General features: G+C 64.5%; 25 protein-coding genes and 1 pseudogene. 13 read left to right on the top strand and 13 right to left on the bottom strand.

From position 1 onward, the window contains the following. Window positions 1-8 precede the first annotated feature (8 nt). The gene (gene upp / locus AC1U2B_RS00485; protein ID WP_043403134.1) at window positions 9-638 is read left to right on the top strand and encodes a uracil phosphoribosyltransferase; all 630 of its coding nucleotides are present in this window, start codon (window positions 9-11) and stop codon (window positions 636-638) included. Between the two features lie 29 nt (window positions 639-667). On the opposite strand, the gene AC1U2B_RS00490 is transcribed toward upp, so the two are convergent. The 4 genes from AC1U2B_RS00490 to AC1U2B_RS00505 all read right to left on the bottom strand — a co-directional run bounded on the left by AC1U2B_RS00490 (window position 668) and on the right by AC1U2B_RS00505 (window position 4,491). Further along, entirely contained in the window at window positions 668-1,021 is a 354-nt protein-coding gene (locus AC1U2B_RS00490) for a heme-binding protein (protein WP_260941273.1), read from the bottom strand. Between the two features lie 77 nt (window positions 1,022-1,098). Continuing rightward, a complete protein-coding gene (locus AC1U2B_RS00495; RefSeq protein WP_480215264.1) occupies window positions 1,099-2,493 on the bottom strand; it encodes a family 1 glycosylhydrolase in 1,395 nt (464 codons plus the stop codon). Window positions 2,494-2,510: 17 nt separating this feature from the next. Further along, on the bottom strand, window positions 2,511-3,092 hold the full coding sequence (locus AC1U2B_RS00500; protein ID WP_480215265.1) for a TetR/AcrR family transcriptional regulator: 582 nt from the start codon (window positions 3,090-3,092) through the stop codon (window positions 2,511-2,513). A gap of 58 nt (window positions 3,093-3,150) precedes the next feature. Further along, window positions 3,151-4,491 (bottom strand): FAD-dependent oxidoreductase, encoded by a 1,341-nt coding sequence (locus tag AC1U2B_RS00505; RefSeq protein WP_480215266.1) that lies wholly within the window; start codon window positions 4,489-4,491, stop codon window positions 3,151-3,153. A gap of 231 nt (window positions 4,492-4,722) precedes the next feature. On the opposite strand from AC1U2B_RS00505, the gene AC1U2B_RS00510 reads away from it, so the two are divergent. The 5 genes from AC1U2B_RS00510 (at window position 4,723) to AC1U2B_RS00530 (ending at window position 8,943) form a co-directional block, all read left to right on the top strand. Beyond that, window positions 4,723-5,178 (top strand): DUF6636 domain-containing protein, encoded by a 456-nt coding sequence (locus AC1U2B_RS00510; protein ID WP_480215267.1) that lies wholly within the window; start codon window positions 4,723-4,725, stop codon window positions 5,176-5,178. A gap of 14 nt (window positions 5,179-5,192) precedes the next feature. Continuing rightward, window positions 5,193-5,651 (top strand): hypothetical protein, encoded by a 459-nt coding sequence (locus AC1U2B_RS00515; protein WP_480215268.1) that lies wholly within the window; start codon window positions 5,193-5,195, stop codon window positions 5,649-5,651. A 119-nt stretch (window positions 5,652-5,770) separates the two neighbouring features. Continuing rightward, the gene (locus AC1U2B_RS00520) at window positions 5,771-6,508 is read left to right on the top strand and encodes an SDR family oxidoreductase (RefSeq protein ID WP_480215269.1); all 738 of its coding nucleotides are present in this window, start codon (window positions 5,771-5,773) and stop codon (window positions 6,506-6,508) included. A gap of 184 nt (window positions 6,509-6,692) precedes the next feature. Next, complete coding sequence (locus AC1U2B_RS00525; protein ID WP_043397981.1) at window positions 6,693-7,394, top strand: cutinase family protein; 702 nt, start codon at window positions 6,693-6,695, stop codon at window positions 7,392-7,394. A gap of 97 nt (window positions 7,395-7,491) precedes the next feature. Then, window positions 7,492-8,943, top strand: coding sequence for an LLM class flavin-dependent oxidoreductase (locus AC1U2B_RS00530; protein WP_480215270.1), 1,452 nt, complete (start codon window positions 7,492-7,494; stop codon window positions 8,941-8,943). A 664-nt stretch (window positions 8,944-9,607) separates the two neighbouring features. Here the strand turns inward: AC1U2B_RS00530 and AC1U2B_RS00535 are convergent. Further along, complete coding sequence (locus tag AC1U2B_RS00535) at window positions 9,608-10,282, bottom strand: hypothetical protein (RefSeq protein WP_480215271.1); 675 nt, start codon at window positions 10,280-10,282, stop codon at window positions 9,608-9,610. 113 nt (window positions 10,283-10,395) lie between these two features. Here AC1U2B_RS00535 and AC1U2B_RS00540 point away from each other — a divergent pair, with 113 nt between their 5' ends. The 5 genes from AC1U2B_RS00540 to AC1U2B_RS00560 all read left to right on the top strand — a co-directional run bounded on the left by AC1U2B_RS00540 (window position 10,396) and on the right by AC1U2B_RS00560 (window position 15,006). Then, the gene (locus AC1U2B_RS00540) at window positions 10,396-11,058 is read left to right on the top strand and encodes a hypothetical protein (protein ID WP_480215272.1); all 663 of its coding nucleotides are present in this window, start codon (window positions 10,396-10,398) and stop codon (window positions 11,056-11,058) included. Window positions 11,059-11,454: 396 nt separating this feature from the next. Next, window positions 11,455-12,354, top strand: a complete 900-nt coding sequence (locus tag AC1U2B_RS00545) for an SMODS domain-containing nucleotidyltransferase (RefSeq protein WP_480215273.1) — start codon at window positions 11,455-11,457, stop codon at window positions 12,352-12,354. Between the two features lie 11 nt (window positions 12,355-12,365). Beyond that, complete coding sequence (locus AC1U2B_RS00550) at window positions 12,366-12,899, top strand: hypothetical protein (protein WP_480215274.1); 534 nt, start codon at window positions 12,366-12,368, stop codon at window positions 12,897-12,899. Then, complete coding sequence (locus tag AC1U2B_RS00555; protein WP_480215275.1) at window positions 12,896-14,224, top strand: ThiF family adenylyltransferase; 1,329 nt, start codon at window positions 12,896-12,898, stop codon at window positions 14,222-14,224. The genes AC1U2B_RS00550 and AC1U2B_RS00555 overlap by 4 nt, the downstream gene beginning before the upstream one ends. Next, window positions 14,221-15,006: a DUF6602 domain-containing protein gene (locus AC1U2B_RS00560; protein ID WP_480215276.1), complete on the top strand. Its 786-nt coding sequence runs from the start codon at window positions 14,221-14,223 to the stop codon at window positions 15,004-15,006. Before AC1U2B_RS00555 ends, AC1U2B_RS00560 begins: the two co-directional genes overlap by 4 nt. A 188-nt stretch (window positions 15,007-15,194) precedes the next feature. Here the strand turns inward: AC1U2B_RS00560 and AC1U2B_RS00565 are convergent. Together AC1U2B_RS00565 and AC1U2B_RS00570 are read right to left on the bottom strand one after the other, a co-directional pair. Then, window positions 15,195-15,812: pseudogene (locus AC1U2B_RS00565) on the bottom strand (transposase); the annotation flags it as partial. Then, window positions 15,799-16,140, bottom strand: a complete 342-nt coding sequence (locus AC1U2B_RS00570) for a hypothetical protein (RefSeq protein ID WP_480215277.1) — start codon at window positions 16,138-16,140, stop codon at window positions 15,799-15,801. The pseudogene AC1U2B_RS00565 and the gene AC1U2B_RS00570, both read right to left, overlap by 14 nt. On the opposite strand from AC1U2B_RS00570, the gene AC1U2B_RS00575 reads away from it, so the two are divergent. Further along, window positions 16,139-17,542: an FAD-dependent oxidoreductase gene (locus AC1U2B_RS00575; RefSeq protein ID WP_480215278.1), complete on the top strand. Its 1,404-nt coding sequence runs from the start codon at window positions 16,139-16,141 to the stop codon at window positions 17,540-17,542. The genes AC1U2B_RS00570 and AC1U2B_RS00575 overlap by 2 nt on opposite strands. Here the strand turns inward: AC1U2B_RS00575 and AC1U2B_RS00580 are convergent. Together AC1U2B_RS00580 and AC1U2B_RS00585 are read right to left on the bottom strand one after the other, a co-directional pair. Next, complete coding sequence (locus AC1U2B_RS00580; protein ID WP_480215279.1) at window positions 17,535-18,716, bottom strand: MFS transporter; 1,182 nt, start codon at window positions 18,714-18,716, stop codon at window positions 17,535-17,537. The two genes, AC1U2B_RS00575 and AC1U2B_RS00580, sit on opposite strands and share 8 nt — an antisense overlap. Before the next feature lie 10 nt (window positions 18,717-18,726). Then, entirely contained in the window at window positions 18,727-19,755 is a 1,029-nt protein-coding gene (locus AC1U2B_RS00585) for an alcohol dehydrogenase catalytic domain-containing protein (RefSeq protein WP_480215280.1), read from the bottom strand. A gap of 201 nt (window positions 19,756-19,956) precedes the next feature. On the opposite strand from AC1U2B_RS00585, the gene AC1U2B_RS00590 reads away from it, so the two are divergent. Then, window positions 19,957-20,493 carry a TIGR03086 family metal-binding protein gene (locus AC1U2B_RS00590; protein WP_480215281.1) on the top strand — a complete coding sequence of 179 codons (537 nt, stop codon included), beginning with the start codon at window positions 19,957-19,959 and terminating at the stop codon, window positions 20,491-20,493. 47 nt (window positions 20,494-20,540) lie between these two features. Here AC1U2B_RS00590 and AC1U2B_RS00595 read toward each other — a convergent pair whose 3' ends face one another. The 4 genes from AC1U2B_RS00595 to AC1U2B_RS00610 form a co-directional block, all read right to left on the bottom strand. Continuing rightward, the gene (locus AC1U2B_RS00595) at window positions 20,541-21,407 is read right to left on the bottom strand and encodes an MBL fold metallo-hydrolase (protein ID WP_480215282.1); all 867 of its coding nucleotides are present in this window, start codon (window positions 21,405-21,407) and stop codon (window positions 20,541-20,543) included. 543 nt (window positions 21,408-21,950) lie between these two features. Beyond that, a complete protein-coding gene (locus tag AC1U2B_RS00600) occupies window positions 21,951-22,445 on the bottom strand; it encodes a DUF302 domain-containing protein (protein ID WP_480215283.1) in 495 nt (164 codons plus the stop codon). Further along, window positions 22,442-22,756: an MDR/zinc-dependent alcohol dehydrogenase-like family protein gene (locus tag AC1U2B_RS00605; protein WP_480215284.1), complete on the bottom strand. Its 315-nt coding sequence runs from the start codon at window positions 22,754-22,756 to the stop codon at window positions 22,442-22,444. The genes AC1U2B_RS00600 and AC1U2B_RS00605 overlap by 4 nt, the downstream gene beginning before the upstream one ends. Then, on the bottom strand, window positions 22,726-23,502 hold the full coding sequence (locus AC1U2B_RS00610) for an alcohol dehydrogenase catalytic domain-containing protein (protein WP_480215285.1): 777 nt from the start codon (window positions 23,500-23,502) through the stop codon (window positions 22,726-22,728). The genes AC1U2B_RS00605 and AC1U2B_RS00610 overlap by 31 nt, the downstream gene beginning before the upstream one ends. Between the last annotated feature and the right edge of the window lie 63 nt (window positions 23,503-23,565).

Genomic DNA, 23,565 nt, shown 5'->3' on the forward strand with positions numbered 1-23,565 from the left:
GAGGCGCCATGGGTAACCTGCATCTCGTCGACCACCCGCTGGTCCAGCACAAGCTCACGCTGATGCGGCAGAAGGACGTATCCACCAAGGGTTTTCGTCAGCTGCTCAACGAGATTTCCATGCTGATGACCTACGAGGTGCTGCGCGACATCCCCGTGCACGAGATCGAGATCGATACTCCGCTGGAATCCACCACCGGCATGGTCATCGACGGCAAGAAGCTCGTCTTCGCGTCCATCCTGCGGGCGGGCAGCGGCATTCTGGACGGCATGCTCAGCGTCGTTCCCGGCGCGCGCATCGGCCATATCGGTCTGTACCGCGACCCGAAAACCCATGTCGCCGTGGAGTATTACTTCAAGATGCCCAGCGAGTTGCACGAGCGCGACGTGGTGGTGTGCGATCCACTGCTCGCCACCGGCAACTCGGCGGTGGCCGCGATCGACCGCCTCAAGGAGTACCGGCCGCGCTCCATCAAGTTCGTCTGTCTGCTGACCTGTCCGGAAGGAGTCGCCGCGATGCAGGCGGCCCACCCCGAGGTACCGATCTACGCCGCGGCGCTGGACCGCCAGCTCGACGAGCACGGTTACATCGTGCCCGGCCTGGGTGACGCCGGCGACCGGATCTTCGGAACCAAGTAGTCGTCGCGAAACATGTCAGCACCGTCCGCTCAGGACGACAGCGCGTCGAACAGCGCAGACATCTGCGCGGGCGAGACCGACATGCCACCGCACTGACCCCGCAGCGTGGTCAGGGGCCGCGCGATGTTCTTCAGGTCGAAGAACTCGCCGGGGTGCGCGGTGAAGTATGCACGGACGGCGCCTTCCGCGTCGCCCGACGAGCCCGCGTTGGTCAGGGCGTCGTTGGCACCCGGGTGCGCATCGAGGTAGGCGCCGGCCTGGGCCAGGACTCCGCCCGCGGTGCTGGCCAGTCCGCTCGCGGAACACGGAGCGGCGGTGGCGTTCGGGATGGCGATCGTAAGTGAGGCGAACCCGGCGAGCGCGAGCATGGCAGTCAGCTTCATACCGGTGATCCTGCTGGAAACCCGGCGATCTCGGGCGCGTTGCGTGGAATTGGTGCTCGTGTCGGTGACAGGACTGGTCAGTGCAGCACGACCGTCGGCCCGTTCGCATCCAGCGGCGCGCAGCTGTCCTGGCCGACAGTCGTCGAGCAATGCGCCGCCGGGAGCACGGGGCGGTACCCCGGCGGGGTCCCGCCGTCGCGGGTGATCTGGGTGTAGGTCTGGACGGCGTCGGTCGGCACTCGCCGCAACGCTGGATCACCCACGGCGTCAACTGAATACAGGCCGAAGCGAGGTCGGTAGCTGCCCCACTCGTAGTTGTCGACCAGGGACCAGTAGTTGTAGCCGATGATCGGGATGCCGTCAGCCTTGGCTCGCTGCAGCCAGAAGACGGTGTCGCTGAGGTACTGCGACCGCGTCACGCCGTCGGTCCGCGGTTTGGCATTGTCGGTCACCATGCCGTTCTCGACGATATAGATGGGCAAGCCGGGGTACCGCTGGGCGTAGTGGCGTGCCACGTAGTAGATGTCCTCGGCCTGCAGCTTGGTGTTCCACCGGGCGGTCATGCTCTGCGCCGAAGCCGGATTGTCCTGCGCCGTACCCGTGTAGTAGTCGAACCCGAGGTAGTCGAGGCTGTCCCTGACCCTGTCGAAGAACGAGCCTTCGATTCCCTTGACGCCGAATCCGGCGAACTGCGCCAAGACTTCTGGCGGAATGTAGGCCTCGTTCGTGGTGACCTTGGCCTTGGGATCGGCGTCATGGGCGGCGCGATACACCGCGCGGTGGGCGTCGGCGACCCGGTCGAGGAAGGTGCCGAACTGGTCGGGCTTGATGGCGCCGGTGCGCACTTCCATCGCGCCGAAGGCCAGTGGCTCGTTGACGCTCACCCACAGCACGCCCTGTCCCGCGTAGCGTTTGGTGATCGCCTTGGCGAAGTCTTCGAACGCGGGGACATTGTTGAGGAAGCCGCCGCGGTCGGCGATCCAGCCGGGGTAGACCCAGTGCATCAGCGTGATCATCGGCGTCATGCCGTTGGCGAGCAGTGTCGCGACCACGTCGTCGTAGTAGGCCAGCTCCTTCTCGTCCCACTTGCCGGGCTGCGGCATCACCCGCGACCATTCGAGGCCGAAGCGAAAAGTGTTGACGCCCATGGCATGCGCGTTGGCGATGTCTTCCTTGTAGCGGTGCCGGAAGTCATCGGCCTGTTTGTAGGGCTCCACCGGACTCGCCTCCAGCAGGCCCGCTCCGGGTGATATGGGCTTGCCGGCTGTCCGGTCGACGTATCGGCGCCAATTGCTGTCGGGGGCGTCGCCTTCCACCTGGTACCCCGCCGTCGCGGTACCCCAGTAGAAGTTGCGGCTCCAGGACGAGCTGTTGTCCGTCCGCTCCTGCTTCGCGCCGCACGCGGAGAGTCCGAAGGCGAGGGCCACGGCTGATGCCAGGAAAACCCGGTTCCACTTCATACCCAAAACCATACAGTGCACTGTTTTGGTCAGGCGAGGATGCGGTGCCACACGGCGCGCACATGAGCGCCCATGTCGATCGACCGATCGGACATCCATTGGATCTGAATTCCGTCGGCCGCGGCGATCAGTGCGGTGGCGGCGAACTCGGCGTCGACGTGTGCGGGGAGCGCACCGGCCGCCTGTTGGCGGCCGACATACTCGGCGATGGTCGCGCGCATTCTCTCGTATCGCCGGCGCAGGTATTCCGCGGCCGGATGCGACGGATCGACCGCGGCGGCAGCCGCCAGCGACAGATAGACCGTGCCCGATCCCGGCTTCGCGGCCTTGTCCACCATCGCTCGCGCCATGACCTCGCCCGGATCGATGTCGACTTCCGAATTGCGATACCACTCTTCGAATTTCGCATCGGCGTCGCGATGCAACTCGGTCAGCAGGACATCGCGCGTGGGGAAGTAGTGCATCAGGCCCGCGAGGCTGATGCCGGCCTCATTGGCGATCACCCGCATCGACGCGCCGGCCTCGCCGTCGCGTTCCAGGACCGCGAGCGCGACGTCCTTGATCTGCGCGCGCTTGGCCTCACCTTTGGCGTACCGCCCCACAGTTGGCATGACGTGAGGCTAGCGACAACCAGGGCCGGGAGTCGTCGATAACTACAGCTGCGACTCTCTAGCTCCGGCCGGCTCTGATCATGTCGGTGCGGGGCACCACCTTGACCCGCTCTCGGCCCTGCTGCGCGCCGAGGGCCGTCTCATGGGCGTCGAGGCGTTCCCATTCCTCCCACGTGGTGTAGTCGATGCCGCTGCCGGACAGGTGCTCCAGGATGGCGTCAGGGCCGGCTATCTCGGGTGCGCGAAGTCCGGGTAGATCGGCCAGCAGGCTGGTGATCGTCTCGGACGCATCGGATTTGGTGTGCCCGATGAGTCCGATCGGCCCGCGTTTGATCCAGCCGGTGACGTAGGTTCCTTCGATCAGCTCGCCGTCGAGGTCCAGTACCCGGCCGGCGTCGTGCGGGACCACGCCGGCGTGGTGGTCGAACGGCAGATCGGCCAGGTGTGAGGACAGGTAGCCGACGGCGCGGTAGACGGCCTGCACCGGCCAATCGGTGAATTCGCCGGTGCCCCGGGCGGTTCCGTTCCCGATCAGTTCGGTGCGCTCGGTCCGCAGCCCTTCGACCCGTTCCGCGCCGAGCACGGCGACCGGTGATTGGCACAGATGGAGGTGGATGCGGTGCGGGGCGCCGGTGGGCTCGACGTCCAGGTACCGCATCATGGTGTTGACGACGAGCTTGGTGGATTTGCTTGAGTTGATGGCTTGCTGGCTGGCCTCGTCGATCTCGAACCCGTCTGGGTGCACGATCACGTCGACGCTGGGGGAGTGGGACAACTCGCGGAATTCCATCGGCGAGAACTTGATCTGCGCGGGGCCCCGTCGGGCGAACACATGTACGTCGGTGGCCTGATTCAGCGAAAGCCCTTGGTAGACATTGCCGGCGATCTCGGTGCTCAGTTGCTCATCGGCCGGCTTGGCCAGCATCCTGGCGACGTCGAGGGCCACATTGCCGGCACCCAGGACCGCGACGCTCTTGGCCTCCAGCGGCCAGGTTCGTGGCGCGTCGGGATGGCCGTCATACCAGGACACGAAGTCGGCGGCGCCGTAGCTGCCGGGCAGATCGATGCCGGGGATGTCCAGCGGGCGGTCGGCGCGCGCACCGGTCGAGAAGATGACCGCGTCGTAGTAGCGCCGCAGATCGGACAGCTTCAGGTCGGTGCCGTAGTGCACGTTGCCGATGAAGCGGATCTCATCGCGCGACAGCACACGGCGTAGTGCCTTGATGATCTCCTTGATCCGCGGGTGATCGGGTGCCACCCCGTACCGAACCAGCCCGTAGGGGGCCGGCAGTCGATCGAACAGATCGACCCTGGCCTGCGGGTATTCCTCGGTCAGGATGTCGGACGCATAGATTCCGGCCGGCCCTGCCCCGATCACCGCCACACGGATGTCGCGCATTCAACACCTCCACTAGATTAGGTAAGGCAAGCCTAAATTGGTACGCAGGTACCGCAAGGCCTACGTCCGAGATGGAGATGCTGATCACAGCGCCAGTTCGGCAGGCCCCGCGTAGTCGCGCAGTGCGCCCGGTTTTACCCACGTTGACCTGCGTCGCAAGAAACCGCCAAGGCTCCTGCCGAAGCCTTGTGGGTGACCGGCCACGACGGCCGTCAACGAGCGGCACCCACCGTGAAGCACCATTTCGAGAAGAGGCAGTCCACGAAGATGATGAAGCTGGCGCTGATCGCGACGACGGCGGTCGCGGCAACGATTGGCCTGGCCGCAACCGCGCACGCCGATGATGCCTACGCCTTTCGGTCCCCATCGGGGAACGTCGGCTGCAAGATGGGCACGGGCGGTGCCATGTGCGAGATCAAGGACTACACGTGGTTCATCCCGCGCCCGGCGGACTACACCATGGGCGGGAAAGGCAACAGATTCCTGCTCGGCCAGGGCGGCGCACCCATCGGGGGTGACTGGCACTCGGATCACGAATTTCCCGACGGCGCACCGACTCTCGCCTACGGACAAACGCGGACGGTGGGCTCCATCACCTGCGACAGCGAATTCGTGGGCATGACGTGCACCGACTCCAGCACCGGACACTTCTTCCGGGTGTCACGCGATTCCTACCAGTTGGGCTGACCGCAATGAAGCAAATGAAAACGAAGAAGGTCGCCACACGGATTGCAGCGGCCATCACGACCACCGTCGCCCTGGCCGCCTGCTCGACGACCGGCGCGCCCTCGGCGTCGGCCGACCCGCAACCGACGCTCGGTGGTGCCTGGAACCCGAGCGTGCTGGGCTACGGAACGGTGCAGCCGACGAGAGTGTTCAACGCTGGCGACCCGACGGGCGACATCTGGGACATCACCTGGTCCTCCTGGGGCGGAGAGCAGGCCATCGGGAGGGGCCTTTCCTACGCGATACCGCCGGGCGCCGTCAGCGTCGCTCAGTCGATCAAGGAACCGGCGACGATCGTGGCCTACAACCTCGGCACCTGCAATGGCCAGCTGATGTATCAAGCGGCGAAATGGTATTTCCCCGGCAACGGAGAGACGTTCAACCCAGCCGGGCACTACAACATTTGTACGGGCGATTACGTCAACGGTATCTGATCAGAGCGCTGTATAGCCCTGAGCGGCAACAGGTTCCGCTGCTTCACGCAACCATTCCGGGTGATTCAAGCTGATCAAATGGATTGCGGCATCAGGGCGGTGACGATTGTGTCGAAGGCATGAAGAGTTTCCTTGCCGACGACGCATTCGCTGATCGGACTGTCGTCCTCATCGGCGGCGGGTCCGGAATCGGATTCGCGGTCGCCAAATTGGTGGTGTCCGGTGGGGGTGCGGTGGTACTGGGCGGGCGCCGCGCCGGTGCGCTCGAAACGGCCGCCGCCGAGCTGGGCCCGTCGGCGACATGGCAGGTTGTCGATACCGCGGACGAGCGCGCCGTCGAGGCCGTGTTTGCCCGGCTCGACTCGGTCGATGCGGTCTTCACCACGGCGGCCACCTACATCACCGGATCACTGCGCGAACTCTCGATCAGCGACGCGGCGTCGCCGTTCGACTCGAAGTTCTGGGGTCAGTACCGCGTCGTCAAGGCCGCGTTGCCGGTGCTGGCGGCTGACGCGTCAGTCGTACTGATGGCCGGGGCGGCCAGTGTCCGGCCGGCCGGCGCCGCGCCCGCCTACGTCGCTGCCAATGCCGCGATCGAGGGCCTGGCACGCGGGTTGGCTGTTGAACTCGCGCCGGTACGGGTGAACGCGATCTCGCCTGGAACCGTCGACGGCAACCTTTGGCATCAACGGCCCCAAGCCGTCCGGCAGGCGGCATTCGACCACTTTGTCGAAGCCTCGACCAGCGGGAGACTGGTGCGGGAGGACGAAATCGCGGCTGCCGTCATTCATCTCTTCCTCAACGGCGCGACCACGGGTTCTACGCTCTATCCCGACGGCGGGTACAGCTTGCGGTGACGCGCGTTGATCCGGATGTCCGAGGAGAACCGTTAGCAAACAATGACTTTCGTTGCGGGTCCACTGGCGTGATGCGAATCACCGAGGTTGGGTGGTTTATCGGACGCAGATTGGGTAGACAGGCTAAGAGGCGGCGGCGGTGGGAATGGTCGCTGCGAGTTTCTACCGAGTTGGGGCGGTCCAGATGAAGCGAAATGATCGATGGTTGGGTGCTGCCGCTGCGGCGGTGTTCCTTACGGCAGCGGGCGTCGCCGCTGCCGGGCACGCGGCAGCGGAGGCGTGCCCAGACGTGCAATTGGTGTTCGCCCGAGGCACCTTTGAGCCCGCAGGCGTCGGCGGCGTCGGGCAGGCGTTCGCGGACTCGCTCCGTGCCAAGACACCGGGCAAGTCGGTGGATGTCTACGCCGTCAATTACCCTGCGTCCCTTGATTTCGCGACCGCGGCCGACGGCGTGATCGACGCGAGGAACAAGGTGATGGCGACAGTGAACTCCTGCCCGAACACCAAGGTGGTGCTCGGCGGCTACTCGCAGGGGGCGGCAGTGGCCGCGTACATCACCGAGGACCACGTGCCGCAAGGCTTCGCTCTGCCGCCAGGGCTGACGGGCCCGATGCCGACGTCGGCGGCCGATCACGTGGCCGCGGTCGTACTGTTCGGAAAACCGTCCAGCGGATTCCTGCAGATGATCTTCACGGGCGCGCCACCCATCACCGTCGGCCCGCGCTACGTCGGCAAGACCGATGATGTGTGCATCGCCGAGGACCCGGTGTGCTCACCGACCGGCAACGATCAGGGTGCCCACGGCGCGTACCCGGCGCGCGGGTTGACCGACCAGGCCGCCGACTATGTGGTGAACCGGCTGGGCGGTTCGGCCAATCGGACCTGAGTCATCCGGAGCCGGTGATCGAGCCCTGAGGGCGTGAAAAATGTTCGTGCTGAGTGCAATCGGTGTCTGATGGGTTAGATGTGAACACGATGGAGGAGTGACCCGACAGATTCGCCTCAATGCCTTCGACATGAACTGTGTCGCTCATCAGTCGCCCGGATTGTGGCGGCATCCAGAGGATCAGTCATGGCGTTACAAGGACCTGGCGTACTGGACCGAATTGGCGAAGCTGCTGGAACGTGGCAGGTTCGACGGCCTCTTCATTGCCGATGTGCTCGGTACCTACGACGTCTACGGAGCCAGCGACGAGGCCGCCATCCGGCAGGCTGCGCAGATCCCGGTGGGTGACCCGCTGTTGTTGGTATCGGCGATGGCGCTGGTGACCGAGCATCTGGGCTTCGGCATCACCACCGGCACCGGGTTCGAGCACCCGTATCCGTTCGCTCGCCGGATATCGACCCTGGATCACCTGACCAAGGGGCGGATCGGCTGGAATGTGGTCACCGGTTATCTGCCCGCGGCGGCGCGCAATATGGGGCAGACCGACCAGCCGGCCCACGATGCCCGGTACGACCACGCTGACGAATATCTCGAGGTGCTCTACAAGTTGTGGGAGGGCTCCTGGGAGGACGACGCGGTGGTCCGCGACCGTGAGCGCGGAGTGTTCACCGACCCGGACAAGGTGCACCACATCGGACACTCCGGAACGCATTTCAGTGTGCCGGGAGTACACCTCGCCGAGCCCTCGCCGCAGCGAACCCCGGTGATCTACCAGGCCGGCTCATCCCCGCGCGGGGTACGGTTCGCCGCCGAGAACGCCGAGGCGATCTTCACGGCGGCGCCGACCAAAGCCATTCTGGCAGAGACTGTTTCGACAATTCGCCGGGAGCTGGAACTGGCCGGCCGGGATCCGTACTCGGCCAAGATCTTCAATCTGTTGACGGTGATCACCGCGGCCACCGACGCCGAGGCGCACGCCAAGCACCGCGAGTTGCAGTCCTATGGCGACCCGGAAGGCGCGCTGGTGTTCATGTCCGGGTGGATGGGTGTGGACCTGGCCCGTTACGGGTTGGACGAGCCGATTGGCAACGTCGACTCGAATGCGATCCTGTCCGCGGTCAAGGCGTTTCAGTCGGCCGATCCCGATGGCCGGGAGTGGACGGTCCGGGACATCGCCGAGTGGGGCGAGATCGGCGGCATGGGTCCACGGATCGTCGGGTCGGGCACCACGGTGGCCGACACGTTGCAGGAGTGGGTCGCCGAGACCGATGTCGACGGTTTCAACCTCGCATATGCCATCACCCCCGGTTCGTTCGCCGACGTGATCGAGCATGTGGTTCCGGTGCTCACCGAACGTGGTGTCTATCAGGCGGAATACCTGCCAGGGTCGTTGCGGCACAAACTTTTCGGCAATGGCGACCGGCTACCGCAGGAGCACCGCGGCGCGCGATACCGGGTCGGTGGGCCGTCATCGACGATCATCGATCGTCCGTCCACGCTGCCGTCGTCGTCGGCATCGGCCGCGGCTCAACCAACGCGCGGTCGCTGAGCGGCTCAACAGCCGCACCACCATCGAACCCGGCCGCCATTACTGACCCAACAAAAAACCCCGGCCCAAAGGCCGGGGTTTCTGTTACCTGTGTGATCGCGGCTGCGCCGCTCACCACACTCCGTCGCCTCAGGAAAGGCGCAAGCGCCTTTCCGTTCGGCTCAGTCGTGTGTCCGAGGGGGGACTTGTCCACCTGCGACGCGGGTTGAGATCTTCCACCTGAGCTCCTGAACAGTGAGTTCACGGAGAGGAGCGAATCGTGGAGCAATCGGCTTGCCGGTGGCCGCCGGGAGAATTCCATCAATCTAGTCCTGGCTGGCTGGCTGGCTGGCTGGCTGGCTTGGCGCTGGAGTGGGGTCACCCCGAACGGATGCTCACGGATAATTGGCGCCGATCGGGCCGATCAACATCGACCGAGGACGAGGAACGGAGACCTGGACGGGCTGTTCGTTATGATGCGGACGGTAGGCGGATTCGGCGAAGGTCCCGACCGCGCGGGATCGTGAAGTATCCCTGGTAGCACGGGATGAAACTATGGTCAGTTGATGTTAGAGTGTTCGTAGCAAGGCGTTGGTCCTCCGGGTTTGTTAAGACCTCGACAGCCAACCTGGCCCCTGGTGTAGCGACAGCAGCCAGGGGTTGCTGCTTTTCTGGGCCAGTTTTCTTATCCAGGCCGCACGAAGTGGACTTGGTCTTTCACCACATCGAACAGCTGGCTGGTCTCGTCGCTGTGGGTCAGAGTGCGGCGGAATACCGACGACACAACGTCTGGAAGCCACAACAGCAGCTCAGCGGCTGGCGAAACCTGCAGGAGCCTGGTTTGTCGAGGAATCCGCTTATCGGTCACCAGTGCTTTGTGAGTTGCAGCGTCGTTGTTTTTGAGATGGCTTTGATTGCGCTCCTCCATCAACAGCAGATCAACAGGATCCCAAGCTCCGGGCCGGCCGCTCGCCAACTCGACCGCCAATGCTTGATAACATATCTTGCGTGCCAGCTCAGCTTCAGCGTCTTCGTTGGCCACCGCCACTTTGTGGGCAATTACGCACGGCTCGCCACCGTCACCTAAGAACTCCAGCATGTCGCGGATGTCTTCGAGCCGGCCATCACGGAGCGCATCGGTCGTATGCCAATAGCGCTCCCCAGCGATCTCAACGAGCCCGTCTCGAAGTGCATCAAAGTCCTTGGTGGCCACCAGGACTGCGGTGAAGATGTAGAAAGTCTTCTCGCCATGAGCGGTGTCTTTTGGTGCCTGGTAGGACTCGTCGAGAAAAGCGACGGGGCCTTTGGTCCTTGCATAGGCGTCGAGCACCATCCGCCGGTCGGCGAACTTCGGCGTCAAATCGGCTCGTTTGCCAGGGCATGCAGCACCCAGACACCCTAGCATCGTTTTCAGAATCGGTTCCAGCATCACTTCTGGTAGCATCGCTGGCATATCTTGATAATGGGAAGGCCGTGGAAGCCGTGGATGACCAAGGCATCAAAGTGATGGAGAATCGGCTCCGTCGGGCGGCCGCCCGTCAGGGCCTTCGGCTTGAGAAGTCCCGCACGCGTGACCCCCAAGCGAGCGACTACGGAACGTATCAGCTCGTTGACGTCGAGACGAACACGATCGCGAAGTGCGGTACTCGACGCGGTTACGGCCTCGGTCTCAACGAGATCGACCAGGCGCTCAACGAGAGCTCACTAAGCTGGTTTCATCAGCAGCTGACGCTCGATGAGCGCACCGCGGTCCTTTCCAATCCGTGTGGACCTCTGCCGACCTCTCTAGCTGAGCGGCTAATGCACCGCCCGGGTATCTCGATGACCTACTGGGTGGGCAGCAGCGACCCAACCCATTGGACGCTCGATGCAATTGCGGCGCGCCGGTTGCTCGCGGTGAACAGCCAACTCGACGACTGGTGGGAACGCCTCACAGAGGAACAACGCCGCTACATCACCGACCACCGCGGCGGGGAGCTAAGTGCCGATTACGCTGAAGTCGTCCAGGGCGCGACTGCCGATCCCATCAGCAACCCGGATGCACTCGTCGTCATCGTCGTACGCGACGCGAAGAATCAACACCGATTCCGACTACCTCCGCTGGTACACGCTTATGTGGAGATGATGGCGGCCTGAGGAGTGCTCCGAGTTCCAGTGGAACGCTGGTCAGCTAACTCCCGGGTATTCGCATCGCCTGACCCGTCCACTGGGAAGACCGCTGCGAATCCCATTCTGGTAGTTCGCGCACGTGCGCTCTGACCACTTGTCGGACCACAAGAGTATCGTCGGTCCAGGGTGGCGGCATTGTCATCCACAGGATGCTGGAGGCTCGCCGGACGGGTTCCAGCAAGGAGGGGCGGGTATCCGCAGGTCGTCTGCTCGGCCCGGCTGCGGTCCGCACTCGCTTTGTGTCAGCCGTCCTGCTATCGCCCGATCATCACGGGCCCGACGTTCGGCAGGGGAGTCTGCAACGTGGGAGTTTATGAAGCGTTCGATGAGTATCAGAAGACGGTCGACGCTGACCCAGCGCATGTGACGCTCGCGCGGGAACGCCGCGACATCTTCGTCGGCGCACTGGTGAAGGCCGATGGTGTCAAGGAGATCGTCAAGTCCGGTTCCCTTGAGAGGCGGACCCAGCTCGAGCCCATCCACGACGTCGACCTGATCATGGTCTTCGACGGCTCCGCAGTTCCAGAATGGGGCAGCCCGGGATCATCCTCGAACGAGGCCCTGGAGCGGGCTCACGACGAGGTAGTGGCGCGGCTGGGGCTGTCGCGGGGAACCGATAGCAAGCTCGTCCGCCGCGCCGATACGCGCGACCACGCGGTGAAGTGCTTTGTTGATCCCCCCGACGATGAACATCCCTTCACCGTCGACGTCATGCCGGTTGTCCGCCAAGCGGACAACACGCTGCTCATCCCGAGCACCAAAGCTCAGGAGTGGTCAACCGCAGACCCGGAGTACCTGATCGACCAGGTTCGTCGGCATCACGAGGACTGGTCATTTTTCCGCCCGATGGTGCGTGTCCTCAAGAATTGGCGCAAGAGCGTCAACGGTGAGACGCGCATTAAGTCGTTGGTCATGGAAGTTCTTGCACTGCAATGTCTTCCGCATTCCGGGAACCGGCCCGAGGCGCTGCGCGAGTTCTTCACTGCCGCCGCAGTGCAGGTGAATCTGGGCGTTGACGATCCGGCCGGCCGCTGCGGTGCGATCCAACCCGACCTCGACATCGTTGCGTTGCGCGGCGCGCTCCTGGAAGCCGCCGATCTCGCCGACCGCGCATGTGACCAAGCCGCACGCAACGACGTCGACGGCGCCCAACGCACCTGGCAGGAACTTTTCGGTCCCAACTTCCCAGCTCCGCCGAAGAAGACAGTTCCCAAGGTTCCTTTTGCTCCGATTCCTCTGATCACGGACTCACCGCAGGGCTGAGGGGTGAGCTCGTGCAGTCCGTATCCGGCGATGACCGTTTCGAGTGGTGGCATCATGAGCCTGGCCGACTCGATGCCGACCGCCGTCAACTGAACGAGCGTTTCCCGGGCTTGACCTGGAGCGCTCACGAAAACGGGCAATGGGCCGGTGAACTCCCAATGTGGCCATTCGATCGGGACCTACCCGACGGACTCGGCGAGCTCCTTGGTGGTCATGGGCTACAGGTCCTGGTGTGGTGTGGGCAGGCCTACCCGGCTGCGGAGCCGCGCATCGTTCCAGTCGATCCTCAACCAAACATCGCCGAACGGACCCAGCAACGCTGGCACGTCAACGGCGACGGAACATTGTGCCTGTTCCAGAGCGAAGGAGTCTGGACCCCCCGTGCGATGTTGGTTGACGTCCTGCTCAAGGCGGCCGGCTGGCGCATCGAGTACGCCCTCATGAAAACCGGCCTGATCGACACCATGACGATCAATGGCATCGTCACCGATGACACTCTCGACGCGACAATTGCCATTTACGGGGCGACAGGCAGGGTGCGGTGACCGAATTCTTTGTGCTTGTATCGCCAGGAGTCTTGACCACGATCGAGCAGGGCGGCTCTTGGGGCGCGATATCTGCGCAGATATCCGAACCCGAGCAACTAGCAAGAGTCGCAGCCGTTTCCGCGGAGGGCGACGCCGCCCTACTGCCAGTGGAGGGCCTCAACCGTTCCCACTTCATGAGCGCGACCGACACCAGACGTATCGGCCGATGGGTCAAAGTGGACGCCGACACGCAAGTGATTTGGGCGCAGACGCGATACCGGGCTGCGGGCATCACCCTCCAGGGATTCCGCGACTTGATGCCCGTGCGAGTACCAGATCCTGGCGAGCACATTTACATTGTGCTCACCTACGCAACAGACATGCCGCCGGAGCATGTCGCCGCCGGCATCCCCAGACTCACCGGCTGGGCTGTCAGCGCCTCGGGAGTCCAGCCGGTTGTCGTCGACCTCGATGAGCCCCTCACCATCGGGAAACAGTTGGCCGATCGATGGCCCATCGAAGACCTGCAACGCCAACGGGTGTGTGTCATCGGAGCCGGCAGCATCGGCTCGGCCGCCGCGCATTTTCTGGCAGCCTACGGCGTCGGCACGCTCGATCTTGTCGATCCCGACCGACTGTTGCGGCACAACCTGATCCGGCACACCAGTTCGGCCCGGCAGGTAGGCAAGCTCAAAGTGAACGCGTTGAAAGAGGAGCTGGAAGCTCAACGACCCGACACTCACGTCAACGCCCATCCGCTAAATGTTGTGGTTGATGCCAACGCGATTCGCAAGCTGTTCGAAGAGGCCGACCTTGTCGTCTGCGCGACCGACGGAATCGCGTCCCGTCGCGTGGCCGGACACCTGGCGCGTCGGGCCTGCAAGGACGCCATCCTCGCTTGCGTCTTGGAAGACGGTGCACTGGGCGAAATCATCCGCCTGAGACCCTGGCCCGACCGCGGCTGCATTACGTGCTGCCGAACGCATCTGCAGCTCGCGGGCGCGTTCGATCCCGAACCCGGCATCAATCGCCCCTACGGCGAGGGCACGCACCACCGTCCGATGACGGCGGTCGGAGCCGATCTGCACCTCGTGGGCGCTCACGCAGCCAAGATGGCGGTCGCAACACTGTTGCAGGCCAGCGGATTCAACGAGCAACGCCTACCTAGTGAGCACCTGATCATCGCGCTACGTCCAGCTCCGATGTGGCCTTCTCCGTATGACGTCCGGCGCTGCGGAGAGACGAAGTGGCTCGACCCCGCACCACCGCAACCAGACTGTCCAACCTGTCGTCCGGGTCCGTCACACCATCACCCAGGCAGAGAAGGATCCCACCAGCAGTGACCGCTGACGACGATCGTGTGACCTCCGACGGACCGCGGAACAGTTTCGACCTCAGGGAAGCATTCCGCGCCCGACAGCAGCAGCTGGAGGCCGACCTGGGATTTGGCCGCACCGTACTCGCACATCCTGGAACCCTTGGCGACGCCACCGAACTTGACTGGCGCGGAATGCTCGCTGACTTCCTGCCGCGCCGATACGGCGTCGCCAAAGCCTTCGTGATCGACATCGGCGGCGCCATGAGCCACCAACTCGACATCGTCATCCACGATCGGCATTACTCACCGGTGCTCTTCGAAGTCGGCGGCGCTCACTTCATTCCCGCGGAGAGCGTGTACGCGGTCTTCGAAATCAAACAGTCCCTCAGCAGGAAACACATCAAATACGCCGGAGACAAGATCGCCTCGGTGCGGCGCCTGCACCGAACCAGTGTCGGATTCACCACCGCGACCGGTGTGGCACCAGCCCAAGAACCTAAACGGATCCTCGGGGGTCTCTTAGCGCTCGATAGCGAGTGGACCCCAGCGTTGGGAAAGCCCCTGCGCAAGGCGCTAGCGTCCCGCAACTCAGAACAAGCTCTAGATTTCGGATGTGCTTTGCGCGCAGGAACTTTCGAAGTGCCAGACCCCAGTGGCCGCGACGACATGTGGACGAGCAGTGACCCCACGACCAGTCTGATCTTCTTCGCCCTGCGGCTGCTTAAACGTCTCCAAGCGATGGCCACGGTGCCGGCCATGGACTTCGCTGCCTACATCGAATCCGCTCGCAACCAATCCACCGACTAACGGCATTCTGACGCCGGCGCGGTTCGCCGGAGGTCAATTTTCCGCCGCCGACAGTCCAGAGATCCCTGACGGCTACCTGGTGATTCCGTCACGTTCCTGAGAGAAAGTGGATACGTGAATGCCCCGTTGATCGTGCGTGGGACTGAACAGATCTACCGATTGAATGAGTTCAGCCCGTCGGAGTGGGTCCGGCGGCATTCGGCCTGCCACCGGGGTGTTCGGGCCGCAGCTCTGGCTGCGCGCAGGTGGTGTTCATGTTCACCGATGGTGAGTTTGCGCACCCGCGCTGCGGTGGTGCACTTTGCCCGCAAAGGGCATGTGCGGCAGTGTTTTTCGAATTTCGCTCCGCCACTGGGCGCGATGTGGACGGTGTGCCCCGCTGGGCAAGTCACGGTGCGGGCATCGAAATCGATGGTGTCATCGCTGGTGAAACCGCCGGGCACCGGGGTCTGCAACGGCAGCGGCTTGATGATCGTAGCGTGACCGGCATTATCAAGGGCAGCGCGTGCGGCGCCGGTGCCATAGACAGAATTACCGAGCACCCGCACCGGGACGTCCTCGCCTGCAAGCAAATCCAGTCCGACGACCGCTTCGTGATGGCCAGAAGCTCTGGCTTTGGTCTAGGTGCAGTCGGTGATGATCCGGGTGTCAGGTTCGATCGCGATGTGCGCTTTGAAACCATCCTGGCTCCCGTGCACCGTTTTGTGGGCATGGCGCGCGTGGGGATCGACGGTGGAGATCACCCGGTCCGGGGCAACTTTCTGCGCGATCTGCCACCGCCCGTCGGTACCGTCAGATCTCGCCACGTTGGACTGCCAGGAACGTAAACATGCTGTCGAGCTTGAGAAGATGCCCCGCCACCGACTCGGCATCCAACAATTCACGCTGATCATCAGAGCGACCCTGCACCCACCAATTATCAGCGAACGCCCAAGTCAACCACGGCCGCCACACCGAATAATTCACCAGACTCATAGAATCGGCCACTGGTGCCTGAGAACCCACCGCGCCGCCGGTGCGGACGTCGTCGTCGGCGCGGGCGTAGTGTCGGGAGTTGCGGCGCCTGCGCACGAGGCGGAATAAGTCATCGTGCGGATACCGACTGCGCCGTTGCTGAGCCAATATCTTTGGCATGGAATCGAACTCAGCGCAGGAACATATCGACGCCGCCCTTCTGGTCATCGGCTTCGGCAAGGGCGGCAAAACCCTGGCCGCCGACATGGGCAAGCGTGGGCAGCGGGTGGTACTGGTGGAGGAGTCGGCCGCGATGTACGGCGGTACCTGCATCAACACCGGGTGTATCCCCACCAAGTCGATGGTGCACCACGGCGATCAGCGGGTTCCCGGGGTATCCGGAGAGGTGGCTTATGCCAAGGCCGTCGCCTCGACCGAGCGGCTGACCGCGGGGCTGCGCGCGGTCAACCGCGCCTCGCTCGCGCCGCCAGCGACAGTGCTGACCGGGACGGCGCGGTTTCTGGACGCCCACAGCGTGGTCGTCGACACCGCGACCGGACCCGTGGTGGTCACCGCTGAGCACGTCGTCGTCGGTACCGGGTCGACGCCGGAGATCCCGGATCTGCCGGGGCTGCGTGGCTGTCCGGTGGCGGTCACCAGCGCGCAATTACTACGCCAGGCGGCACGGCCGGAGCGCCTCGTCGTGCTCGGCGGCGGCTACATCGGCCTGGAGTTCGCCTCGATGTACGCCGGCTTCGGCAGCACCGTCACAGTGCTGGAACAGCGTCCGGCCGTGCTGGCCAACGAGGATGCCGACGTCGCCGACACCGCGCGTGCCCTGTTGAGTGAGCGCGGTGTGCAGATCATCGCGGGCGCGAGTGTCGTTGGGGTACAGACGATTCTGCGTCCCGGGGCGCCGCCGGCCGCTCGGGTGGAGTATCTGTGCGGAGGTCGTTCGGTCAGCGTGGAAGCCGACAACGTTCTCGTTGCGCTCGGCCGCAAGCCCAACACCGCCGGCCTGGGCCTGGACAACGCAGGCGTCGAACTCACCGATACCGGCGCGATTGTGGTGGATGATCACCGGCGCACCAGCGCGCCGCACATCTTCGCCGTCGGGGACGTCAACGGTGGGCCACAGTTCACCTACATCTCACTCGATGACTATCGCATCGTCCTCGATCAGCTCACTGGCGCCACCGCGCCGCGCAGCGCCGCGCAGCGGGTGGCAGTACCCAACTGCCTGTTCCTGACGCCGCCGCTGGCTCGCATCGGGCTGACCGAAACCCAAGCTCGGACAGCGGGTTACGACATTCGTGTTGCGGCGAGCCCGGTCGTCAATCTGGCCACCGTGGCCCGGGCGCGGATCGTCGACCAGACGGCCGGGATGATGAAGGTGGTGGTCGATGCCAACACTGATCAAATCCTGGGGGCGGCCTTGCTGTGCCACGACGCCCAGGAGATCATCAACCTGGTTGCGCTAGCAATGCGGCACGGTATCAGTGCCAGTGCACTGCGTGACGAGATTTACACGCACCCGTCGATGTCGGAGTGCTTCAATCAACTCCTGGGCATGCTCACCTGACGGTGGGCTGCCAGCGCCAGGCGATCGCCGCGTGCACGACGGCCAGACCGATCGCGATCATCGCGGCAATCGACCAGGTGCCCGCGGTATCGCCGTGGGCCAGCACCACGCCCAGCACGACACTTGCCACTATTGCGCCCAGGTACCGCGACGCCTGGAAGATCCCCGACGCCACCCCGGCTTCGCCGGGCCGTGCCGACGCATATAAGGCCTGTGTCAGTGCGAGATTCACAATGCAGTACGGCACACCCAAACCAGCCGTCATGAGCAGAACGGCGACCGGGTGCAGGGACCTTGCACCCGTCAGCAGCAAGGTGACCCCGCCGATCAGGGCCACCGCACCTGTCCGCAGCACGCGCCTCTGGCCCAGGCGGTCGATGGCCCGTGCGACGGCGGCGGTGAGTACCACGGTGACGGCAGCCAGCGGCAGCATCAGCAGCCCGGTGGTACCAGAGGAATACTGCCCACGTTCCTGCAGGGCCTGCGGAATGCCGAAGAAGGCGATATAGAAGACGATGTTGAAGACGGCGAAGCTGAGGTAGACCACCAGCAGCGGCCTGTTGGTGATGATCGAGCGGGGATCGCGACCAGCGGCGGCGCGGTGGGTGGCGCCGTCGCGCGGGGCCCATCCTGCCACCCCGAGAGCGGAGAGCAGCGCCACCGGGATGGTGACGGCGATGATCGCCGGCCACCCGTACAGCGTCTCCAGTACGCCACCGAGTACGGGCCCGATGGCCGCACCTGAGGTGTTGGCAATCTGTATGCGGCCCAACAGATGCGAGGCGGGTACTCCCGACGATTCCGATAGCGGCCGGATCATTGTCACCGCGCTCGGGAACGCCGTCGCAGTGCCTATGGCCAGTACCGCCCGTCCAGTGCACACCAGGGCAAATGATGGTGCGACCATGGTGGCCGCGGACACCGCCGCCGCGGCCACCATACCGGTGACGAATAACCTGCGCGCACCGAATCGGTCGCCGAGGCGCCCCATCGCCGGTTGTCCCGCGGCGGAGGCGAGGTAGAACACCGTGACCACCCAGCTGACTTCCGCGGCGTTCAGACCGAAATCGTGGCGCAACGGCACCAGGGCCACCGCAATCATCGAGGAGTTCAATGGGCTCAACAGGGTCCCGGCGCTCAAAGCGCCCACCACCCAACGTGTTCGGGTGTCCACGATCGCGGTCCTATACAGGGTCTGGCATGGTCAGCACCACCCGGAACCGTGCCTCGTTGCGCATCATCCGGTCGTATCCTGCGGCCGCATCCTGTAGCGGTACCGGTTCGACCCAGGGCCGGATCCCGTGCAGGGCAGCGAATTCGAGGGTGTCTTCGGTATCGGCGGCGACACCGGCGGGGTGTCCGTGGACGGTGCCCGAACTGTTGATCAGTTGCAGTGGAGTGACATCGAGGGCCTCGTCCAGAACGGCCAGCGTCAGCAGTTCCCCATGTGGTGCCAGGCCGTCGACGGTGGCGTTGATCGCCGCCCGGTTGGTGGCGGTGGCGGCCACGACGCGGGCGCCGCCGAGGCTTTGCAGTTCGGCCGCCACATCGGCTTTGGTGGCATCGATATAGTGATGGGCACCGAGTTGTTTTGCCATGGAAGCTTTTTCGGCGCCGCGGGCGATGGCAACGGTTTCGAAGCCCATCTGGGCCGCGAACTGTACTCCGAGGTGCCCCAGCCCCCCGATACCGAGGATCGCCACCACGTCACCCGGTCGTGCCCCCGTGTGCCGCAGCGAGTTGAACATCGTCACTCCGGCGCACGCCAGCGGCGCGGCCTCCGCGGCGGTCAGTTCGTCGGGGATGCGCGCCAGTCCCGACTGATGCACGATGAGCATCTCGGCGTAGCCGCCGGGGAAGTTTGCCCCGGTGACCTTGGCCCGCGCGCAGTGCACGAAATCGCCGCGCCGGCAGCGGTAGCAGGAGCCGCAGTAGAATCCGAACCAGCCGATGGCGACTCGGTCACCCGGCTGCCAGTCCTCAACCCCGGCCCCGACGGCGTCGATCTGACCTGCGATCTCATGGCCGGGTGTTACCGGGAAGACCGTACCGGGCAGGTGCCCGGCCGAGATCTGCGAATCGGAATGGCATACCCCGCACGCCTGCACCCGCACCCGGACCTCGCCGCGGCCGGGCTCGCGGACCGGCCGATCGACGAGGCGCAGTGCGCCGCTGGGTTCGGTGACCTCAACAGAGCGATACGTAGCAGACATGGTTTCAGTGCCTCTCGATTGATGGAGCGTCCACGCCACCAGGTCACCAGATATCTGGCGGGCGCGGTATGAGCACTTTGACGGTTCTTCCGCCGATGATGGCTGCCAGCGAGTTCGGCGGACAACGACATGCTTGCGGCGCGGCATTGCAGTCACATGACCTATGCCGGGACGGTGCCGGCTGGACCAGAATCGAATGCCATGGATGAACTATCAAGTGCTGAGGTGGCGTTGGCGGCACTGGTGCCGGTGCTCAGCACGATCACCGATGAGATGGCGCACCTGCCGACGCCATGCGATGGTTTCGACGTGGCCGGCCTCGGCGATCATCTGGTGGGTACCGTGACGATGGTGGGGGATTCGGCGAGCGCCGACCTCCCGGCGGTGCAGGCCCAACCGATCGCGATTCGGGTGGCGCGCACCGCCGAGGCCGCGATCGAGGCCTGGCGGCGGCGGGGCATCGACGGTGACGCGGTCTTCGCCGGCCGCACCATGCCTGCCGGCCTGGCCCTGGGTGTGCTGTCGGTCGAACTCGTGGTGCACGGATGGGATTTCGCGCAGGCAGTGCACCGCCCACTGCCGATTGCGGCCGCACATGCGGACTTCGTGCTCACTCTGGCCCGCCAGATCATTACCCCGGAGAGTCGGCGCACCGCAGGGTTTGACGAGCCTGTGCCCGTGACTACCGATGCGTTGGCACTGGACAGGCTTGTCGCTTTTACCGGGCGGCGTCCGTAGGATGCTTGTCTGGACTCCTGGTCCAAATCTTGGACGAAAAATCGAGGCTAGCCCTCGTCGGAAGGACTTGACGGGAACTGGCTGGCCGCGGCGGCGTACAACGTATACGGATTGCCGAAGTTACCGTAGCTACTCAGCATGGCTGCCACCAGATCTGCCGCAGCGTCAGCGGACCTAACGGCCTGATCGAAATCGCTGATGTAGGACCGTGATTGGTCAAGGATGCGATGGGCGTCATCGTCGGCAACGCCAGGATCGCGATGGCCGGTGATGACGGTCTTGGGCTGTAGGGTTTCGATGCGGTCGATCGACGCGATCCAGTCGGCGCGGCTCTGCGGGGTCGATCCAACCAGCCACATGTGGATGCCGTTGTAAGCAATGTCGCCGGAGACAACAACATCCTGTTCGGGAATGTGCACGACGGTTGCGGTTACGCCGTCGGCACCGCCCACGGACAGTAGCTGCAACTGGTGCCCATCGAGGTCGATGTGGTCTGATTCAAGTGCAGTCGGGACGGCCGGGTGGTCGTCCAGCTGTCCGTGGAACCAGGATGACCAGGCTGCCATGGTGGCCGGCTCAGTCTGCTTGCGCGCCTCATCCAGAGCTTCGGGCAGTGTGACCAGCTCTGCATCCGGGAATAGTCGTAACAGTGGTCCGGCCCCGAAGAAGTGATCGGCGTGCCCATGGGTGACATAGATATGCGACAGGACCATCTCCGGCGCACGTGTGACCCACTGAGCCAGTTGCTCGCCTTCTGACCGGGTCAACAGCGCATCCACCAGGACGCCAAGGCGCTGACCGCGGATCAGTGTGGCGGTCGATGCGGGCCACGTCGCCTGTTTGTCCGGATCCCAACCGGCCAGCCCGCCATGCGGAATTGGCTTGTAATTTCCGTTGAACACATCGATGGTCAATATTGTTGACATGGGCTGCTCCTGTGGGACGAGAGCACCATGGTTGCACCGTAGGACATGCCGGCGCATCCGTCACATGACTACGGTGCCGGTCCCGCGGTATGCACAGGGAATCAGTACCGCTGCGTTCCCGCCTAATGCACTGTGACGCAGTAGGTCTGCATCAGCGTCGGTGGCGTCGATCTGGTGATGGGCACCGAGTTGCCTCTACGGGGCGGCATCCGTAGAAAGGTTGTCGCCGAGTGCATCCCGGAGCTATATGCGGCACCCGAGGGTGCATCAGTTCGTGCACCTCAGCCTTACCCACCTTGGCTTGGCATTGCACGCCGGCGCACGAGTACACGGCGAAACCGCTGTCGCCTGCCCACTATGCGACCGCGCTCGACAGTGCCGTCTTCCGATTCCCGCGTCGCCTTCGATGACGGATGCGCGCCCCATATGTCGGACGTTCGATGCCACCGGCGTCAACACGGAAACTCTTCGGTACGGCCGATCAGCGCCGTCGCGTGTGCTCGCGAGGTGTTGGTCACCGGTCTGCGCCTCTCAGCGCAACGCGGCGGGCGCCTCGCCGCCGAGTAACGCAATCAGCGCAACCAGCAGGCCGTCGAGTTCCACACCGACAGCGGCGATCTCGGTGTCGCCGTAGCTTCCGAACAGCAGGCTGGGTTGGTCGACTACCAGCACGGCGCCCTGACCCGCGTCGTAGATCAGGGTGCGCAGCGGTGCGTGCAACATGACGGCGGGGTCGTGCCGGTACATGCGCTCGGCGATGGTGTGATTGCCCATGAGGTACATGGTGGCCGGCCAGTGCGATCCCGAGCCCGCCATCGCTGCCGGTACATCGGAGCTGAAGTAGCGCAAAAAGCCGTGTGGCGCCTGGGCTTTGACCTCGGCAAGAACCGCATCCCAGGTCGCTTTGGCGGCGCATGCCGCCAGATCGACCACAGGAACCAGAGTTTCGTACCGGGCCACGGCTTCGGGATACTTGTCCGGCAGCGGGATCAGCAGTCGCCGGCTCAGGTGCTCGACGGCGCTCACCGGGCGACCTCGAGCACCACCCGGAAGCGTGCCTTACCGGACTTCATGCGCTCGTACGCTTGCGGTGCGTCCTCGAACGGCATCTGTTCGATGATCGGGGCGATACTGTTGGCCACACTGAAGGCCAGATTATCCTCGTTCTCCGCGGCCGATCCGGTGAGACTGCCCACGATGCTTCGCCCACCGAAGATCAGCTCGGCGGTGCTGACCTCAATGGGATCGGGCGCCGCGCCGACCACGATGAGCTGTCCGCGGGGAGCCAGACCGGCCACCAGCGGCGTCATCGAGGAGCCACTGGCAGCGGTCGCCACGATTGCAGCGGCCCGCCGCGCGCGGTCAGCGCCGCCCCGGGATCCTCAGCGGCACTGTCGATGTAGATATCGGCCCCGAGTTTGGCCGCCAGTTCGGCCTTTTCGGATCCGCGAGCGATCGCGACGACTCGATAACCCAGCGCCCGGGCGTACTGCACACCCAGATGCCCGAGCCCGCCGAGGCCCTGCACCCCAATCAGCGCACCCGGACCGGCCGGGGCATGGCGCAGCGCATTGAAGGTGGTGATGCCCGCGCACAACAGGGGAGCCGCCAACGCGGAGCCCAGGCCCTCAGGTATCCGCACCAGGCCGCTGGCACGGGCATACACCATCTCCGCGTACCCACCGTCCTCGCTGGTGCCGGGCGTCGGTTGATCGGTGCAGTTGACAAAATCCCCCCTCCGGCAGAACGCGCACTGATGACATTGCCCGCCAAGGAAACCCAGGCCGACGCGGTCACCGGTCGACCAGGCGCTCACGCCCTCGCCGACGGCGTCGACCACTCCGACGATCTCGTGGCCGGGCACCACCGGCTGCTGCGGATCGGCGCGTTGGCCTTCGACGGCCAGCACATCGCTGTGACACACGCCGCAGCTCTGCACCCGGACCCGGACATGTCCCGGCGCCGGTGGCACCACCTCACGCTCAACGAGGGCGAAGTGCCGTTGGCCGGTAACCTGATACGCGCGGTAGGTGGACGTCAGGCCACCGGTCACCATGGCGGTCGCGCCGGACACTTCTGTCATGGTCGTTCCTTTCGCGTCGGCTACAGCACAGCTCATTGGTGTGTCCATCGGTATCCGTCAATC

This window comes from Mycolicibacterium sp. P4_G11, assembly GCF_056555145.1.